The organism is Halomicronema hongdechloris C2206 (assembly GCF_002075285.3).
Classification (GTDB): Bacteria; Cyanobacteriota; Cyanobacteriia; order Phormidesmidales; family Phormidesmidaceae; genus Halomicronema_B; species Halomicronema_B hongdechloris.
In genome coordinates, this window is sequence record NZ_CP021983.2 from 3,900,945 (window position 1) to 3,917,504 (window position 16,560).

A 16,560-nucleotide genomic window follows, 5' to 3' on the forward strand; every position below is an offset into this window, starting at 1 on the left:
TATCTTATATCGTGGTCTGGCCCATGCAGCTGTGAGCTAGGACGCAAAAGCCAGCTTTGCGGCGTGGGCGGTGCAACTAATGGCAAGATAAAGGCTGTCGTAATTAATTGGTCTGGATCACCCCTGTGCCCACTGCTGCCACTACCCCGCAATCGCCGGATACCCCCCGCCATCCCATCTTCGACAGCCCCTGGTTTCGATGGCTAGAAGCCAGCTTAGGGACTGTGTCCCCAATGGGGAATGCCCCTATCCTCCGGTCCCAACACTTTCCCTGGGTGCCGCCCCTGGAGGCCAACTGGCAGCTGATTCGCCAGGAGCTAGAACAGGTATTGCGGCAAGTCGAGGCCCTGCCCAATTTTCAGGACATCATGCCGCGGCAGCAGCGCATTAGCCCTGACAGTGGCTGGAAGACTTACTACTTCTGCGCCTTCGGCTTCGTCGCCCGGCACAACTGCCAACAATGCCCCCAGACCTGGAAACTACTGCAGCAGATTCCGGGGCTGCAGGTGGCCTTTTTCTCGATTCTGGCCCCCGGCAAACACATCCCTGAACACCGAGGCAAACACAAGGGACTGATTCGCTATCACCTGGGCCTGATCGTGCCCCAGCCGGCAACCGCCTGTCGGATTCGGGTCGGGAATCAGATCACCCACTGGCAAGAGGGCCAGAGCCTGATCTTTGACGATACCTACTACCACGAGGTCTGGAACGATACGGACGGCTACCGGGTGGTGCTATTTCTCGATATTGCTCGCCCCTTGCCGCTGCCCCTATCCTGGCTGAACTGGTTGATCTCCCGGCTGTTGAGCTTCTCGCCTCTGGTGAAGCAGGCCAAGGCCAACCATCACCACTGGGAACAGCAGTTTGCCAAGGTCTCAGCTCAACCCACTCAGCAGCCTGAAGATGCCCTGGGGCAGCGGTAACCACACTGGAATCAGCAGCAATAGGCTGAGGTAGACTCGGGCCCGACGGGGATGTTCCGGAGGGCACTGGGCTAAGCCCATCAGCAGCGCAGAATCGCGGCGAAGGCAAACACGGGAATCACCGCGTAGGTGGTGACGATAAACAAAATCAACCACCAATCCCGTTGCCGCCATAGCCGGGCTGGCCAAGGAGACAAAAAGGCTAGGGCCACTAGGCCCTCAATCGAGAGGGTCCAATAGGACAGGACCAAGCTGACGGATGACATCAACGGATTCGACGTCAGGGCGATGGGGTCTGTGTAGCCAGTGGTCTGCATCAACGAGAACAGCTCTCGATTGGCCGTCAAGGTTTCCACCGGCACCCCCCCCAGCAAGACGGCCCCCATGGCCAGCCGATGGTCTAGTAAGAAGGTCAGGTGGAGAAAAGACGACCCATCCAGATATTCGCCGGCGATCAGCTTCCAGGCAATGGCAAAGGCGAAGCAGAGCCCGATCAGCCAGCGGCCATTCCAGGCCAACACCTGCCGGGGTTTGGGGGCAAATATGGCTAGGGTGCAGGCCAGTACCCAGTAGGTAATCAGATATTCGTGGTTAACCAGCCGAAACCAATAGACGGTATTGTTGACCACTAGCAAGGCACTGAGGCTGATCCAGGCCCAGCGGCTTTGGAGCCAGGCCGGACGTCCCAGCATCGCTACCGCTAAGAGGCGTTCAGGCAAGCGGCTCCAGTGAAACTGGTTAATTTCATGTAAGGCCACCAGCAGCACCGTCAGCTGCAGAATCAGGTGATGGCGGGGCTGGGCCATCAACCAGTGCAGTCCCCACTGCCAGCGTTGAATCAGGGCCAGTCTCATCGGGTCACCTCCACCAAGGGCGTGACGGGTTCGTACCACATGCCGCCGAAGGAGCGCTGATGTCGCAGCCGCCAGACTTGCACTTGCACCTGCTGCAGACAGACGGTCTCGGCCACATCGGCCATGGTCTGGTGGGCATAGTAGATGCCGCTGGCATCGGGCTGTAGCGAGGCCTCTAAAACTTGAGCCGCCAGGGCCTGCAGGCGGTGGAGATCTGGGAAGGTTCGCAGGCGCACCAGCTCTTGCTGACTAACCAGATCGGCGGGGGGCGCTAGCTCTACCTGCAAGGGCTTACCATCGCAATCGGTAGCCAGCACCTGTAACAATCGCCGTTCGTCTCGATCGACGGAGGCAAACATGCCGAATCCGCCCCCATGCCAAGCACTCAGGCCCTGGGTCTGGGACAACACCAGTTGCCGCCCAGCGACGGCGATCAGCAACAGCGGCACGGCCCATTGATAGAGAAAATTACGGTAATCCATGACGATGTAACTTCCAGTAGCCGATTAACCAGTACAAGCTGCTGATGGTGGCGGCGATGCCGGCAGCCACGTAGAAGACACTGACACCGCCTACTTTCCATAGCGGACCAAATAGAACGGGGGAGACAAATTGGCCTAAGGAGGCGGCGCCGGTGCCAATGGCCAGGATGCCAGCCCGTTGATGCCGGGGGGAGCGATCGGCCAGGGCATTGTAAAAGTTGGGCATGACTAAGCCGAAGCCGAGGCCAAAGCCGAGGGCTGCCAGGAGAATCAGCGGCGGTTGCTGGAGGTGGGGAATGGAGCCCAGGGACAGGGCCATGAGTAAGAATCCGGTTGCGATCGCAGCGCCGCGACCGATGCGATGGGCCAGGCGATGGGCCCCTATCGCCGAGATGATGGCGGCACCGATGGCTCGGCAGGCCAGTACTATGCCATTAAACATGGAACTGGCGCCAATGGCCGCCTTGAGATAGAGAGGCGCATAGACCACCACCACATAAAACAGGGCCGAGGCTACCCCTAGGGCCACCAACAAAGCGGCGATGCGGCGCTGCCGCAACACCCTGCCGACCCCCTGGGTTTGGCTCAGGTCGACGGGGTTAGCCGTCGGGGTGACCGTGGCTGGCACCACCAGCCAGGCTGCCAGGGCCACCGGGATACCGAGGCCGTAGAGGCAAAAGGCCCAACGCCAGCCATACAGCCCCAGCCAGCCCCCCAGGATGGGAAAAATCACCGTGGCCATAGACAGCACACTGGCAGCGTAGCCCATGAGACGCGATCGCACCTCACTGGCATAGAGAGTACTGAGCAGACCAATGCCCCCCGCCGCGATGCCACCGCCAGCGGCCCCAGCCAGGGCCCGACAGCAGAGCATGGCCCAAAATCCCTGACTCAGCCCCCCCAGGCTGCCGAACAGGCCATAGGCCACTAGGGACCCCACTAAAGATTCGCCCGCCCCCGATGCGATTCGCCAAGAGTCCCAGGGTGGGACTGGCCAAGGCTAGCGTCAGGGTATGGGCACTGACCAACAGGCCAGCCCACTGAGAGTCCACCTGAAATTGGTCAATGACCTCTGGAAAAACCGGGGCCACAATCGTCCCCGTCGCACTCGATAATCCCCCCGCCAGTAATAACACCAGCAGAACCGGCCATTGCCGCCACCAATCGAGAACCGTAGAGACCTGGCTAGAGGACGCTACCGACCTAACACCAGGCTTAGGCAGCGAATCAAGGGAATCAGGCACAGAGACTATCCGAGTTAAAACCGTAACCTGGAGGCACACCCCCCCTCGACATTTCCTTACTGTATTTCAAAAGGAAATAAATGTTAATATTTTCCATGAAATTAGATGAATATCTCGCAGAAATCGGTTTGCTATTGCGGCAACCGCATTGAAACGGGGACACAGGTAAGCTGACACCGCTGTAGGCGACAACAGTATCGCTGTCAAGAGTCCATGTCAGAGTCAGAGGTCACTATTCAGAGAGTCACAGAAAGTCACTATTCAGAGAGGGATAGCCCTTGCGTCCTAATTTAACCCAGGCATCTCAGCGATATCAGCGTGGCCCATGGCTAGCCGTCGCGCTTAAGTCTACTACGCCGTGTATAGCAGATTACATGCCCCGATGGCTGGCATTAGCCCCTTGAGGCAGCTATGGATCCACCCTCCCATTTCCCTTGGCGCTCTGGCCCCTAGCCTACGGCAGGTAGGCTAATGCCATGGATTCAGCCGTAGGGGATGTTGCCGGTTGAGATTGCCATGATTGACTGGTTTAGTTCCCGGCATTTAATGGCTACAGTCGCCGCGGCAGGGCAATGTTAGCCGCTTACGTATCCGGAGAATAGCGGCTCACCCTCCGTAACAAAAGCGCCTTATGCCACGGGTGCATCTACCCTAGAGCCAGAACTCTGCCCTTGGATTTGGAAAGAACATAGCCTCTTGAAAGTCAATGCAGGTATTATCGCAATGCGGTGTGTGATTCGTCGGTGATTCGAATTGAGGGAGTCGATGGTTTTGAGTCATGGTCTGAGAGGATGTTGGCGGGAAGTGCATCTCGATGGCAGTAGCAAACGCATTGCCGCGGCAATGGTGCCATGTATTCTCCCTAGGGCGCTGGGCGCCAAGCCTGGTGCTGCGATAGGACCGGTTGAAACCCCCTCTGGATCTAGGGTCGTTTCTCGTCTGGCTGGTGAATTACGTCTCGATGTGTGAATGAGAGGAGTGGATTGTGGACGTCGTTAATGACTATGTACAGCACCTTCAGGCCAGTGGCTCTTATCCTGATAAGTTCATCTGCCATCGTAAGCAGGGCAACTTGGTCGAGATCGAAGAGGCCTCTACGGGTAAGTATCGTAAGGTTTTAACGTTTTGCACCAACGATGTGCTGGGCTTGGCTCAAGCCGACTCGGTCAAACAGGCTGCCATTGATGCCATTAGTCACTATGGCACCTCCAATAGTTCTTGTTCGGTGCTGAGTGGTCGCATCGATTTGCACCGACAACTGGAGACCGAGATTTCTGCCTTTAAGCATTTGCCCCATACCCATCTCTTTCTCAATGCTTGGATGGCTCTTCAGGCCTTGATGGATGGCTTTTGTCACTTGGCCATGCCAGTGCCCGGGTTTGAGCACACGCGAGAAACTCTGATCTTCACCGATGTGCTCAACCATGGCTGCATTATTTCGGCAGTGATGAATGCCAGTAATCGCTCGGGCAAAATGTTTAACCATGGCCCTAAGGTCCGGGTGAAGGCCTACCGCCATTGTGATATGGATGATTTGGCCCGTAAATTGCGCCACTATGTTCGCCCCAACGACCGCATCATGGTAATCTCCGATGCGGTATTTTCAATGGATGGGGACATAGTGCCCTTGCCTCGCATGCTAGACGTGTTGGCAGAGTATCCTGGCAGTGTGGTGGTGATGGATGAGGCCCATGCCAGTGGTGCCATTGGTCCCAAAGGGAAAGGCATCTACGACCATTTTGGGATCTCGCCCCAGTCGGTGCTGCAGCAGGGTATGGTGCCGATCATCATGACCACCTTCTCTAAGTTTGCCGGCTCTGCCGGAGCCGCCATTAGCGCCCCTAACCGAGAGCTGATCGATCTGCTGGATGTCTCCCCCACCTCCATCGGCACCATCTCGCTGCCACCCCCAGTGACGGCGGCGGCCCTAGAGAGCATTCGCCAGGTGCGCCGCCATCCAGAAATGGTCGAGCAATTACAGACCAATACTCGCTATTTGCGATCGCAACTGAGCCAAGCCGGCTTCGATGCCATTGGTGAGACCAACGTGATTCCGGTGATCTTGCCCCCTGAGTTAAGCCCTAAGGCCTTCGCCCGTTGCCTGATGGAAGAGCATGGGCTCTGGGTCTCCGCCATTTGGTTCATCGCCAAGCCACGCCTACGCATCACTGCCAATGCCCTCCATACCCAAACTGAGATGGATAGCCTCGTGGCGGCCATGGTGGCTGTCCGGGAAAAACTATCCGGGTCGGTGGTGCAGTACACTGCCTGAGGGAGGTCTGTTGGTACTCGCCCCTCCATCCTTGTGCTATGACAACATCCCTAGCCCTCGAGATCCGACCCGTCACCACCCCCGCCGAGCAACAGGCATTTTTAGCGGTGCCTGGCCGGGTCTACCAAGGCGACAAGAATTGGGTGCCTCCCCTGGAGAGCACGGTAGCCAAGTTATTCGCTGCCGATAATCCCTTTCTTAGCTATGGCAAGTTCCAAGCCTTCGTCGCCTTCGCAGACCAGCAACCCGTCGGGCGAGTCGTGGCGGCCGTCAATCAGCGGCTGCTCGAGCGGGAAGGCCAGCCCATCGGCCTGTTTGGCTTCTTTGAGTCTGTCCCCCAACTTGCCGTCGCCGAGGCCCAGCTAACGGCTGCCGAGCACTGGTTGCGGCAGCAGGGCATGGAGCGGATACGAGGCCCCATCGACCTGTCTACCCACAACAACTGCTTCTTTCTCATCGATGGGTTCACCAGCCCCCCCATGGTGATGATGCCTTACAATCCCCCCTACTACCCCGACTTCCTGGTCCAACTGGGTTGGGCCCAGGCCAAAGACGCCTATGCCTACGAATTATCCCTAGATCGGCCGCTGCCTGAGAAATTTGAACGAGCTCACCACATCGCCCAGCAAGCCGGCATCACCTTTCGGCCCCTACGCACTCGCGGTGACGCCTTCCAGCAAGACGTCCAAGACCTCTACCAGCTATTCACAAAAGCCTTCGCCAACAACTGGAGCTCCACGGCGCGCACCGAAGCAGAGTTTATGGCCGAGGCCCAGGAACTGCAGTCTCTGGTCGATCCAGACGTATTTATCATCGCCGAAGATCAGGGCACCATGATTGGGTTCCTGATGGGGCTACCCGATTACAACATTCCCTTAAAGCATGTCAATGGCAAACTGAATTGGCTGGGTCTGCTCAAATTTCTCTGGTATCGCCGTTACATTAACCAGGGACGCGTGATTGCCATCTGCAGCCTGCCCGACTATCGTCGCCAGATGGTGCCCCTGGCCCTGGTCTATCTAGCCAGGCGCGGTGGCCTGCGAAAGCGGACGCCCTACCAGCGGGCCGAGTTGTCCTGGGTCTATGAAGACAATTGGCCTTCCCGCAAGATCATTGAAGCCGCCGGGGCCACTATTGCCAAGACCTATCGCATCTACGAAAAGGCCCTATGAATGCCCTCGTCACTGGAGCCAGCGGCTTTACCGGCTCTCATCTAGTCAGGGCTTTAGAGCAGCAAGGCAATCAGGTGAGAGCCCTAGTGCGGCCCACCAGCGATCTCTCACGGTTGGCCCCCACTTCGGCGGAGTTGGTGTATGGCGACATCACCGATGAGGCTGCCTTGAGGCAGGCCATGTCGGGGGTTGACATGGTCTTCCACATCGCCGCCTATGTCGATTTGGGCCTGGTCAACGAAGCCGAAATGCAGCGGGTCAACGTGGACGGCACCCAGGCGGTGCTGTCGACGATGCGAACTGTAGCGGCCCAGAGAGCCAGTCCCCCCCGCCTAGTCTACTGCAGCACCATCGGTGTCTATGGCGATACCCAAGGACAGGTGGTGGATGAAACCTTCCAGCGCACCCAAGCAGGCTTTTCCTCGGCCTACGATCGCACCAAATACCAAGCGCAGCAATTGGTCGATCAAGCCGCCACCGAGCTACCCGTGGTCAGCCTGATGCCAGCCGGCATCTTGGGACCAGATGACCCCCACTTTGGCCCAGTCATAACCCTATTTCTCAGGCAACGGTTGAAACTGTGGCCTGGGGGCCAGCGCGTCACCGGCATAGTCCATGTCGACGATCTAGTGCAAGCATTAATCTTAGCGGCAGAGCGAGGAACACCAGGAGCCCATTACATTATTTCGGCCGGGGAGCTCTCCACCCGAGAGATGTTCGAGATCCTCAGCCAACTCACCGGGATTCCCGTGCCGGCAGAACCTCCCCAGGGGATAATCAGAGCCCTGGGCAGCTTGCTCGATCCACTAGGCCGTTGGTGGGGCTGGAACCCACCCCTCAGTCGGGAACGGGTGCACTACATCTATGATCGCTGCGTCCGAGTCAATGCCAGCAAGGCCCGGCAGGAACTGGGTTGGCAGCCCCGGCCCGTGGCCGAGATCCTGAAGGACTTGGTAGAGTAATGATTTAGTACCGCTACATTAACCTAGAGAATCAGTACTGAACAGAGTCGGGGCATTGTGGAACAACAGCAACAGCAAGACAGGCTCATCCTGCTGTCCAAGCGGGAGATCGAGAAAATGCGCCAAGCCGGGCAGTTGGCCGCTCAGCTGCTCGATCACCTGGCACCGCTGGTGAAACCAGGGGTGAGCACCCTGGAGCTGGACGAGGAAGCCGAGCGGTGGACCCAAGCCCGCGGGGCCAAGAGTGCCCCCCTTGGCTATGAAGGGCCGGTCATGCCCTTTCCCAAGTCCATCTGCACCAGCGTCAACGAAGTAGTGTGCCACGGCATTCCCAGTGCCGATCAAGTGCTCCAGGACGGTGATATCATCAACATCGATGTCACCCCCATCTTGGACGGCTACCATGGCGATACCTCTCGCACCTTTTTCGTCGGTGAGCCCTCCCCCTTGGCCAGACAGTTGGTAAACGTCACGAAAGAATCTATGTGGCGTGGCATCCGGGCCGTGCAACCGGGGGGACGTATTGGGGATATTGGCGCCGCCATTCAGGAGTATGCCGAAGCCCAAGGCTTCTCGGTAGTGCGCGACTTCGTGGGCCATGGGGTGCATCGAGTCTTTCACACCGCGCCTCAAGTGCCCCATTATGGTGTGCGCGGCAAAGGCAAAAAGCTCCGCCCCGGCATGGTCTTCACCATCGAACCCATGATCAATGTGGGCACCTACGAAGTCGAAGTGCTCTCCGACGGCTGGACGGCACTGACGGCCGATCGGCAGCTATCAGCCCAGTTTGAGCACACTATAGTAGTGACTAAGGAGGGGGTTGAGGTGCTCACCTTGGCCCCTGCCCAAGTGCCCGCCTAGTGCGGCCAGGTCCAGTTGGCTTCTTCAGGACGGTCTCGCCCTTCGGTATAAGAATGGTTGAGACAGTCGATAATGCGATTCTTCATGCGCTCCTTCACGTGGGCAGCGGCGGACAGCAACTTGGGTACCCGATCAATCACGTCAATCACCAAATTAAACCGATCAATCTGGTTCTTGATGGCTAACTCCAGGGGGGTATTGATATTGCCCTGTTCCTTGTAACCGCGCACATGAATGCGATGTTGATTGGTGCGGCGGTAGGTGAGCTTGTGAATCAACCAGGGATAGCCATGGAAATTGAAGATCACCGGTTTATCTGGGGTGAAGAGGGTATCGAAATCGGCGTTGGACAGACCATGGGGATGCTCCCGTTCTGGTATCAGTCGGAATAGATCCACCACGTTGATAAAGCGAATTTTCAGTTCGGGAAACTCTTCCCGCAGAATAGCCGTGGCCGCTAGGGATTCGCGGGTGGGAATATCCCCGCAGCAGGCCATGATCACATCGGGAATATCCGGTTCTATCCCGCAATCATCGTTACTAGCCCAATCCCAAATGCCGATGCCCTTGGTGCAATGCTTGATGGCCTCTTCGGCAGACAGATATTGCAGATGGCTTTGCTTGTCTGCTACCACCACGTTGACGTAATCAGTACTGCGCAGGCAGTGGTCGGTGACGGAGAGCAAACAGTTGGCATCGGGGGGCAGGTAAATGCGCACCACATCTGGATTTTTATTAGTGACCAGGTCCAAAAAGCCAGGATCCTGGTGGCTAAAGCCGTTGTGATCTTGCCGCCAGACCACCGACGATAGCAAGATATTCAGGGACGATACCGGCGCCCGCCAAGGCACATGGTGTTTGCAAATGTCTAGCCACTTGGCGTGCTGATTGAACATGGAATCGATCACATGGGCAAAGGCCTCGTAGGTGTGGAAGAGGCCGTGGCGCCCCGTCAAGAGGTAGCCCTCTAGCCACCCTTCCAGGGTGTGTTCACTCAGCATCTCCATCACCCGGCCATCCCGAGCCAGTTCGCTGCCATCCAGGTCTTCTGGCAGAAATTCAGCCATCCAGGCTTTCTTGGTCACCTCATAGACGGCGTTGAGCCGGTTAGAGGCGGTTTCATCGGGGCCAAAGAGCCGAAAATTATGGGGATTTTCCCGCATGGTGTCTCGCAGGAAATAGCTCATGATCTTCGTATTTTGGGCCTCCAGGGTAGCCGGTTTGGGCACCTCGATGGCGTATTGGCGAAAGTCTGGCAACCGTAACTCTCGCCGTACTAGCCCGCCGTTGGCGGCGGGGTTCGCGCTCATGCGACGGTGGCCAGTGGGGGCGAGGGTTTTTAATTCGGGAATGAGTCGACCGGTGTCATCGAACAGCTCTTCCGGCTTGTAAGACCGCATCCAGGCTTCTAGTCGCTGCACATGCTCAGGGTTGCTGTGCATGCCCCCCATGGGCACCTGGTGGGCGCGCCAAAACCCTTCTACCTTGTGGCCATCCACCTCTTCTGGGCCAGTCCAGCCTTTGGGGGTGCGCAGGATGATCATGGGCCAGCGGGGGCGCTCGGCCTGGCCGCTGTTGCGGGCGGTCTGCTGAATGGCGTGGATCTGATCGACGCAGGCATCGAGGGTGGCCGCCATGGCTTGGTGCATGGTCTCTGGGTCTTGGCCGGCCACGATGTAGGGGGTGTAGCCATAGCCGCGGAAGAGGTTAGCGAGTTCGTCGTCGGAGATGCGGGCCAGGATGGTGGGGTTGGCGATTTTATATCCATTCAGGTTAAGAATGGGCAGCACGGCCCCGTCTCGAATCGGATTGAGAAACTTATTCGAGTGCCAGGCCGTTGCCAAGGGGCCGGTTTCCGCTTCGCCATCGCCCACCACTACGGCGGCAATCAGATCGGGGTTGTCGAAGACAGCACCATAGGCATGGGCCAGGCTGTAGCCCAATTCTCCCCCCTCGTGAATGGAGCCTGGTGTCTCGGGGGTGACATGGCTGCCGATGTGGCCCGGGAAGGAAAACTGCTTGAAGAACTTGCGCAGGCCTTCGATGTCTTCACTCTTGTCTGGATATATTTCGGAGTAGGTGCCCTCTAGGTAAACCGGACCCAGTACGCCGGGGGCACCATGACCTGGGCCAGCCAGGAAGATGATGCTGAGGTCTTGTTGTTTGATCAGTCGGTTTAGGTGGATGTAGGTGAAGCTGAGGGCGGGGGAAGAACCCCAGTGGCCTAATAGACGATATTTAATGTGATCCGGCTGCAGGGGCTGCTGCAGCATGGGATTGTCTTTGAGATAGATCATACCTACGGCTAGATAATTGCAGGCGCGCCAGTAGGCATGAATTTGACCGAGTTCTTGGTCAGACAGGGGGGCCGTTTCTGGAGAGGTGGCTAATACCATGGCTGATGAATAGTTGAAGATAGGGTATGCGGTGGTGGGAGCGTATCCTTAGTGTAAGCATGGTAAATTGCTCTCCCTTTAGGTGCGATGCCTGTTAGTCAGGCCTTTTGAGGCCCCAATAATTCTGCATGGTTTAAGAAAAACTTCCAGGATTGATGGTATCTATCCTGGGCATTGACAGGGTTTGACGGTATCCCCTTTCTGGGTGAGGTCCAGCCTATCTCCTGCAGGCAAGGGTTTCGTGGCTATCCTTTATACCTCACTAGAGTCAGCAACACTGTAGGCAGATGCTACGGCCTGAGGCTGGACTGGGTGGAGCCGTCAAGACCCGGGGTTAATGGCGCTTTACCCCTTGGCGTGCTGCCTTGATTAAGCGATAGTGAGGAGGAATTGATTGGTTGCCAGAGGAACTCGCCTGAGGAGATTTTCGACACCGGAGCTTATCGGTGGCATTGGCCACTGGACGAGGCAAGTATCTAAATGCTCTCCTGAGGGCTAGGGGATTTCGGCCCCCGGGAGAAGCTAAGCCTTCAGATCTTGCTCAGACGTGTCAACGGTCTGCTGATCCTGCTGGCGTGATGGCAATGCCGTGCTGCTGCTGAGGATTCCTAATGACTGCTAAGCCCAAGATCATTGTTCTCGATGACGATCCTACGGGCTCCCAAACAGTCCATAGCTGTTTATTGCTACTGCAATGGGACGTTGAGACCCTACGGCTTGGGCTCAAGGATGCCTCCCCGATTTTCTTCATCTTGACCAATACCCGGGCCTTGACTCCGAGGGAGGCGGAAACTGTCACGCGAGAGGTTTGTCGTAACTTGAAGCAGGCGATTACCGTTGAGGGAATAGCAGATTTCTTGGTGGTCAGTCGCTCAGATTCGACCTTGCGGGGACATTACCCGATAGAGACAGATGCGATCGCACAGGAGCTGGGTCCCTTCGATGCCCACTTTCTAATTCCCGCCTTCTTCGAAGGGGGACGCATCACCCGCCAGGGCACCCATTACCTAAGCACGAATGACGTTGATACCCCGGTGCACCAGACCGAATTTGCCCAGGATTCCGTCTTCAGCTACCACCACAGCTACCTGCCCGACTATGTCGCCGAAAAGACCCAAGGCCGCATCCCAGCCGATCAGGTGCAAGTATTCAGCCTGGACGCCATTCGAGCCGGCAGCCACCAACGGCTCATGGCCTTAACCGGAAATACTTGCTGCGCCGTCGATGGCGAGCAGCAGAGCGATCTAGATAGGTTTGCCCAAGATGTGCTGCAGGCAGCGGCCCAAGGAAAAAGATTTTTGTTTCGCAGTGCCGCCAGTATTCTCACGGCTCTGGCGGCACTGCCGCCCCAACCGGTGGATCCCCAACACATGAACACCTATGTCCGTCAAGGCCATCCCGGCGTTGTGCTAGTTGGGTCCCATGTCCAGAAAAGTACCCAGCAGCTCTACATCCTGCTGCAAGCCCCCGGCGTCACTGGCATTGAAGTAGACCTGGTTAAATGGCACCAGGATGACACTAGCGATGAGACTCGGCACCACCTCTTACAGTCCACATTGGAGCAGGCGCATACGGCCCACAGCCAGGGGCAAACGGCAGTAATCTACACTAGCCGCCAGGAACTGACCTTCGCCGATAGCCAGACCCGGCTCAACTTTGGCAAGCAAGTGTCAGCACTCCTCATGGATATTGTCCGTAGCCTACCCGCCGATCTGGGCTTTTTAATCAGCAAGGGGGGCATCACCTCCAACGACACCCTGAGCCAAGGCTTAGCCCTACGGACGGCTCGCTTACTAGGGCAGATTCTGCCGGGGTGCTCCATTGTCCGTACTCCGGACAGCCACCCCCAATTCCCTGGATTACCAGTGGTTCTATTTCCTGGCAACGTCGGCGATGAAGACGGCTTAGTCACCGTCTACCGTCGCCTAGCCTGGGAGAGCACTGGTGCCTAAGCCCCAGATTCTGCCTGCTCGACGCGCAAGTCTTCGATTAGGTTGGCTAATTCTGAGGCATTGGCCCAGTAGACTTCATTGCAGAAGTGACAGGTCGCCTCTGCCCCATCATCTTTCTCAATCATGTCCTGCAGTTCCGCTTCCCCTAGCAGCTTCAAGGCGCCCAACATGCGGTGATGGGAACAGGGGCAATGGAACCGCACTAATTGGCTCTCGGGTAACAGCTCCAGTCCCATGTCACCCACCAGACTCTCAAAGATATGGGGCAGACTCTTTTTCTCCCGCAGCAGGGGAGTAAACCCACTCAGCCCCGCTAGCCGAGATTCCAGTTTGTCGACAAGATCTTGATCACGAGCGGCCCGGGGCAGCACTTGCAGCAGCAATCCCCCAGCAGCCTCTACCCCAGAGGCTCCGACGAATACGCCCAAGATCAACGCCGATGGTGTCTGCTCCGAAGTAGCCAGATAGTGGGTGAGATCATCGCCGATTTCTCCAGATACCAGCTCCACCGTACTGGAGTAAGGATAGCCATAGCCCACATCCCGCACCACATAGACGTAACCTTGGCGGCCCACAGCACCGCCGACATCCAATTTACCAATGGGATTAGGCGGCAATTCAATGGTGGGATTATCCACATATCCCCGCACCGTGCCATCAATACCGGCATCCACTAAGATGCCCCCTAGGGGGCCATCGCCTCGAATCCGAATATTCACCCGTGCCTCTGTCCGCTTCATATTGGAGGCCAGTAACAGGCCAGCAGCCATGGTCCGTCCTAGGGCCGCTGTCGCCACATAAGACAACTGATGTCGCTGCCGAGCCTCCTCTGTCAGACGGTTAGCAATCACCCCAACAACCCGGATGCCACCATCTGCTGCCGTCGCCCGAATTAGCTGATCTGCCATCGACAAGCCCTAATGTTTCTTAATATTTACGCTTATTGCCATTGTAGAGGGTTGCTGTCAGGGCCGCGGGATCGTTCCCTTGACTGGATGGCTTTGGCATACTGAGGAGGTATCCTTTACCACTACTATGCTGGGCACGTTTCAACAGAGTCGTTTACGCATCGAAGTCGACGCGTCTGCATCTATCATCCGCGACAGTTTGCTGCGGCCGATGCAGGTTAAGCATTGGCTGTGGCCTCAGCAATTTCAGGCAGGTCTTCCTGATCAACTCACACCGGGCGTCAAGTTCACCAGTTATGTCGGTCCCCTAGCCATTTATCACCACGTCGATCTGGTGGGAGAGAACCACCTGCGGCTGCTAATGGCAGGCGGCATCGATGGATTCCACGAGTGGTACTGGGGAGATGGATGGATACAATCCTGCTTGGAAGGGATCTCGGCTATGCCCCTAAATCTGGCCCAGACGATTTATCTGTGGCGATTGAAGCAGTACTTGAGCCAGCAGCGGCATGAGAGCTAATTTGCCAAGAAACTCTTAAAAAGCCTACCAGGTAAGCACTGTCAAGATGCTAGCGATCTTGCTTGAGCGTTTACAGTGATGCCGAAAACCTTGCTCTGATAACTGTTTAGGCGTTTTGCAAATCACCTCTGAGCCGGATGAGTAAATCGCCTCTAGGTTCTGAGGGCAACACTTATATCTGCTAGTCAGTCGATCCGGGTTGGGTCCGTCGCTGTACCGAGGCGCCGTGGGACGGTAGCCCTTCCGCTTGAGTCAGCACATCAATGGCACCTGCTACTTTGTGTAGCGCTACTGGGGAGTATTGAATCAAACTGGAATGCTTCATGAAGGTCTCGGCCCCCAGAGCAGAGGCATAACGAGCGGCCCCAGAGGTGGGTAGGGTGTGGTTAGGGCCAGCCAGATAGTCGCCCACAGCTTCTGGTGTGTGGTGGCCCAAGAAAATAGCCCCAGCGTGGCGAATGTGCTCTAGCAGCTGCCAGGGGTCTGCAACTTCTAATTCCAAGTGTTCTGGGGCAAACTGGTTGGATAGCTCTGCTGCGGCCTCTAAGGACTCAACCACAATGGCCACCCCATGGTGGGCAATGGCCTTTTCCGTTAAGGTTTGGCGAGGATGGTCTCTCAGCTGATGGGCCACTTGAGCAGCCACGGTTTCTGCTAAGGCCATATCGGTCGTAATCAAGATGGCCGCCGCCATGGGGTCATGCTCGGCCTGGGCTAGGAGATCGGTGGCAACGTGGACTGGATTGGCAGTACTGTCGGCAATGATGAGGACTTCTGAGGGACCGGCCAGGGAGTCGATGCCGACGATGCCGTACACTAGTTTCTTGGCCAGGGTGACGTAGATGTTGCCAGGACCGGTAATAACGTTGACGTTGGGAATGGTGTCTGTGCCGTAGGCTAATGCTGCAATGGCTTGGGCCCCACCAATCCGATAGATTTCAGTGATGCCTGCTTCCTGGGCAGCCACTAGTATTGCCGGGTTGAGGCTTTTGTGTTCCCCCGGAGGAGTTACCATGACGATGCGAGGCACACCGGCTACCTGGGCAGGAATGGCATTCATTAGGACGGTACTCGGGTAAGCAGCCCGCCCCCCGGGAACGTATATACCGGCTCGATCGACGGGAGTATAGCGTTTCCCCAACACCACATTATCGTCGTGGAACTGAACCCAACTCTTGGGCATACGCTGCCGGTGAAAGGCTTCGATGTTCCGACAGGCGAGTCGAATGGCATCGAGTAATTCCCTCGACACTTGCTGATAGGCCGCGTCTAATTCTGAGCCCCGAATCCGCAACTCATCGGCAGTTAGGGTTTGATGGTCAAAATCGGCTGTATACCGCAGCAGGGCGGTGTCTCCTTGTCTGCGGACGGCTTGTAAGATTTCCCGTACAGTGGCTTCCTTGCGGAATACTTGATCGTCGTGGGTGCGAGCACAGATGCGCTGTAGTTCCGTTCTGGCTTCAGTTTGCTGATGAATGATGCGCAGCATTACAGCATTCGCCTCTGGTAAACCAGGATGGAAGACTCACCCGTTCAGAAGCAAGTCTGGAATGGCTCCAGTCCACTTCGGCAGCATGGGTCTCGATATCCTTTACGATTTATAGCTTAGCGTGGATTTTTGAGGGAAGCATCCAGCTTGGCCATTAAGTGCTATCATTATTTATCCGGTGAATGTTCTTTGTATCCTAGGGCGAGCTGTGGCGAATATTAAGTCTGCGCTGAAGCGCATCGAAACTTCGGAACGAAACCGACTGCGGAATAAAGCTTACAAGTCGGCGGTCAAGACCTTGATGAAGCGCTACTTTGCTGCACTGGAAGACTATAGGGTGGATCCATCCCCGGAAAAGATGGAGGTCGTTCAGACCCGTCTGGCAGCAGCTTACAGCAAAGTTGATAAGGCTGTGAAGCGAGGTGTGCTTCATCGCAATGCCGGGGCTAATCGCAAAGCCCGCATGGCTAGGGCTCTGAAGGCTCAGGAGACTCAGTTAGCTTCTTAAATCTTGCTCGACTGGCA

Annotated in this window: 15 protein-coding genes; 8 read left to right on the plus strand and 7 right to left on the minus strand. The window is 56.8% G+C overall.

Translation table 11 applies throughout. From position 1 onward, the window contains the following. Positions 1-125: 125 nt before the first annotated feature. A complete protein-coding gene (locus tag XM38_RS17705; protein ID WP_202978911.1) occupies positions 126-923 on the plus strand; it encodes an aspartyl/asparaginyl beta-hydroxylase domain-containing protein in 798 nt (265 codons plus the stop codon). Positions 924-1,003: 80 nt separating this feature from the next. Here XM38_RS17705 and XM38_RS17710 read toward each other — a convergent pair whose 3' ends face one another. The 4 genes from XM38_RS17710 to XM38_RS27165 are packed head-to-tail and all read right to left on the minus strand — an operon-like array spanning position 1,004 to position 3,503. Beyond that, positions 1,004-1,777 carry a hypothetical protein gene (locus tag XM38_RS17710; RefSeq protein ID WP_088430574.1) on the minus strand — a complete coding sequence of 258 codons (774 nt, stop codon included), beginning with the start codon at positions 1,775-1,777 and terminating at the stop codon, positions 1,004-1,006. After that, entirely contained in the window at positions 1,774-2,259 is a 486-nt protein-coding gene (locus XM38_RS17715) for a hypothetical protein (RefSeq protein ID WP_080809853.1), read from the minus strand. The genes XM38_RS17710 and XM38_RS17715 overlap by 4 nt, the downstream gene beginning before the upstream one ends. Beyond that, on the minus strand, positions 2,246-3,163 hold the full coding sequence (locus tag XM38_RS17720) for an MFS transporter (RefSeq protein ID WP_225889483.1): 918 nt from the start codon (positions 3,161-3,163) through the stop codon (positions 2,246-2,248). The genes XM38_RS17715 and XM38_RS17720 overlap by 14 nt, the downstream gene beginning before the upstream one ends. After that, a complete protein-coding gene (locus tag XM38_RS27165) occupies positions 3,045-3,503 on the minus strand; it encodes a hypothetical protein (RefSeq protein ID WP_225889347.1) in 459 nt (152 codons plus the stop codon). The genes XM38_RS17720 and XM38_RS27165 overlap by 119 nt, the downstream gene beginning before the upstream one ends. 985 nt (positions 3,504-4,488) lie before the next feature. Between XM38_RS27165 and XM38_RS17725 the strand changes: the two genes are divergently transcribed. From XM38_RS17725 to map, 4 genes are read left to right on the plus strand one after another with little or no spacing between them, the layout of a single operon-like run. Beyond that, positions 4,489-5,775, plus strand: a complete 1,287-nt coding sequence (locus tag XM38_RS17725) for an aminotransferase class I/II-fold pyridoxal phosphate-dependent enzyme (protein ID WP_080809851.1) — start codon at positions 4,489-4,491, stop codon at positions 5,773-5,775. Positions 5,776-5,813: 38 nt separating this feature from the next. Beyond that, on the plus strand, positions 5,814-6,947 hold the full coding sequence (locus tag XM38_RS17730) for a hypothetical protein (protein ID WP_080809848.1): 1,134 nt from the start codon (positions 5,814-5,816) through the stop codon (positions 6,945-6,947). Next, a complete protein-coding gene (locus XM38_RS17735; protein ID WP_080809844.1) occupies positions 6,944-7,909 on the plus strand; it encodes an NAD-dependent epimerase/dehydratase family protein in 966 nt (321 codons plus the stop codon). The genes XM38_RS17730 and XM38_RS17735 overlap by 4 nt, the downstream gene beginning before the upstream one ends. Before the next feature lie 57 nt (positions 7,910-7,966). Beyond that, positions 7,967-8,770: a type I methionyl aminopeptidase gene (map, locus tag XM38_RS17740; protein ID WP_225889348.1), complete on the plus strand. Its 804-nt coding sequence runs from the start codon at positions 7,967-7,969 to the stop codon at positions 8,768-8,770. Here map and XM38_RS17745 read toward each other — a convergent pair. Continuing rightward, positions 8,767-11,166 carry a phosphoketolase family protein gene (locus XM38_RS17745; protein WP_088430576.1) on the minus strand — a complete coding sequence of 800 codons (2,400 nt, stop codon included), beginning with the start codon at positions 11,164-11,166 and terminating at the stop codon, positions 8,767-8,769. The genes map and XM38_RS17745 overlap by 4 nt on opposite strands. 611 nt (positions 11,167-11,777) lie before the next feature. Here XM38_RS17745 and XM38_RS17750 point away from each other — a divergent pair. Further along, the gene (locus XM38_RS17750; RefSeq protein WP_088430578.1) at positions 11,778-13,118 is read left to right on the plus strand and encodes a four-carbon acid sugar kinase family protein; all 1,341 of its coding nucleotides are present in this window, start codon (positions 11,778-11,780) and stop codon (positions 13,116-13,118) included. Here XM38_RS17750 and hslO read toward each other — a convergent pair. After that, the gene (gene hslO / locus XM38_RS17755) at positions 13,115-14,026 is read right to left on the minus strand and encodes an Hsp33 family molecular chaperone HslO (protein ID WP_080809835.1); all 912 of its coding nucleotides are present in this window, start codon (positions 14,024-14,026) and stop codon (positions 13,115-13,117) included. The two genes, XM38_RS17750 and hslO, sit on opposite strands and share 4 nt — an antisense overlap. Before the next feature lie 127 nt (positions 14,027-14,153). On the opposite strand from hslO, the gene XM38_RS17760 reads away from it, so the two are divergent. Next, positions 14,154-14,546 (plus strand): hypothetical protein, encoded by a 393-nt coding sequence (locus XM38_RS17760; RefSeq protein ID WP_080809833.1) that lies wholly within the window; start codon positions 14,154-14,156, stop codon positions 14,544-14,546. 181 nt (positions 14,547-14,727) lie between these two features. Here the strand turns inward: XM38_RS17760 and hisD are convergent, their stop codons facing one another. Continuing rightward, complete coding sequence (gene hisD / locus XM38_RS17765) at positions 14,728-16,035, minus strand: histidinol dehydrogenase (protein ID WP_080809830.1); 1,308 nt, start codon at positions 16,033-16,035, stop codon at positions 14,728-14,730. Between the two features lie 208 nt (positions 16,036-16,243). On the opposite strand from hisD, the gene rpsT reads away from it, so the two are divergent. Then, positions 16,244-16,543 (plus strand): 30S ribosomal protein S20, encoded by a 300-nt coding sequence (gene rpsT, locus XM38_RS17770; RefSeq protein ID WP_080809870.1) that lies wholly within the window; start codon positions 16,244-16,246, stop codon positions 16,541-16,543. Positions 16,544-16,560 lie beyond the last annotated feature (17 nt).

Coding starts and splice junctions, on each gene's coding strand:
- XM38_RS17710 (WP_088430574.1), bottom strand. CDS start 1,777: ATGAGACTGGCCCTGATTCAACGCTGGCAGTGGGGACTGCACTGGTTG.
- XM38_RS17715 (WP_080809853.1), bottom strand. CDS start 2,259: ATGGATTACCGTAATTTTCTCTATCAATGGGCCGTGCCGCTGTTGCTG.
- XM38_RS17730 (WP_080809848.1), top strand. CDS start 5,814: ATGACAACATCCCTAGCCCTCGAGATCCGACCCGTCACCACCCCCGCC.
- XM38_RS17735 (WP_080809844.1), top strand. CDS start 6,944: ATGAATGCCCTCGTCACTGGAGCCAGCGGCTTTACCGGCTCTCATCTA.
- XM38_RS17745 (WP_088430576.1), bottom strand. CDS start 11,166: ATGGTATTAGCCACCTCTCCAGAAACGGCCCCCCTGTCTGACCAAGAA.
- XM38_RS17750 (WP_088430578.1), top strand. CDS start 11,778: ATGACTGCTAAGCCCAAGATCATTGTTCTCGATGACGATCCTACGGGC.
- hslO (WP_080809835.1), bottom strand. CDS start 14,026: ATGGCAGATCAGCTAATTCGGGCGACGGCAGCAGATGGTGGCATCCGG.
- XM38_RS17760 (WP_080809833.1), top strand. CDS start 14,154: ATGCTGGGCACGTTTCAACAGAGTCGTTTACGCATCGAAGTCGACGCG.
- hisD (WP_080809830.1), bottom strand. CDS start 16,035: ATGCTGCGCATCATTCATCAGCAAACTGAAGCCAGAACGGAACTACAG.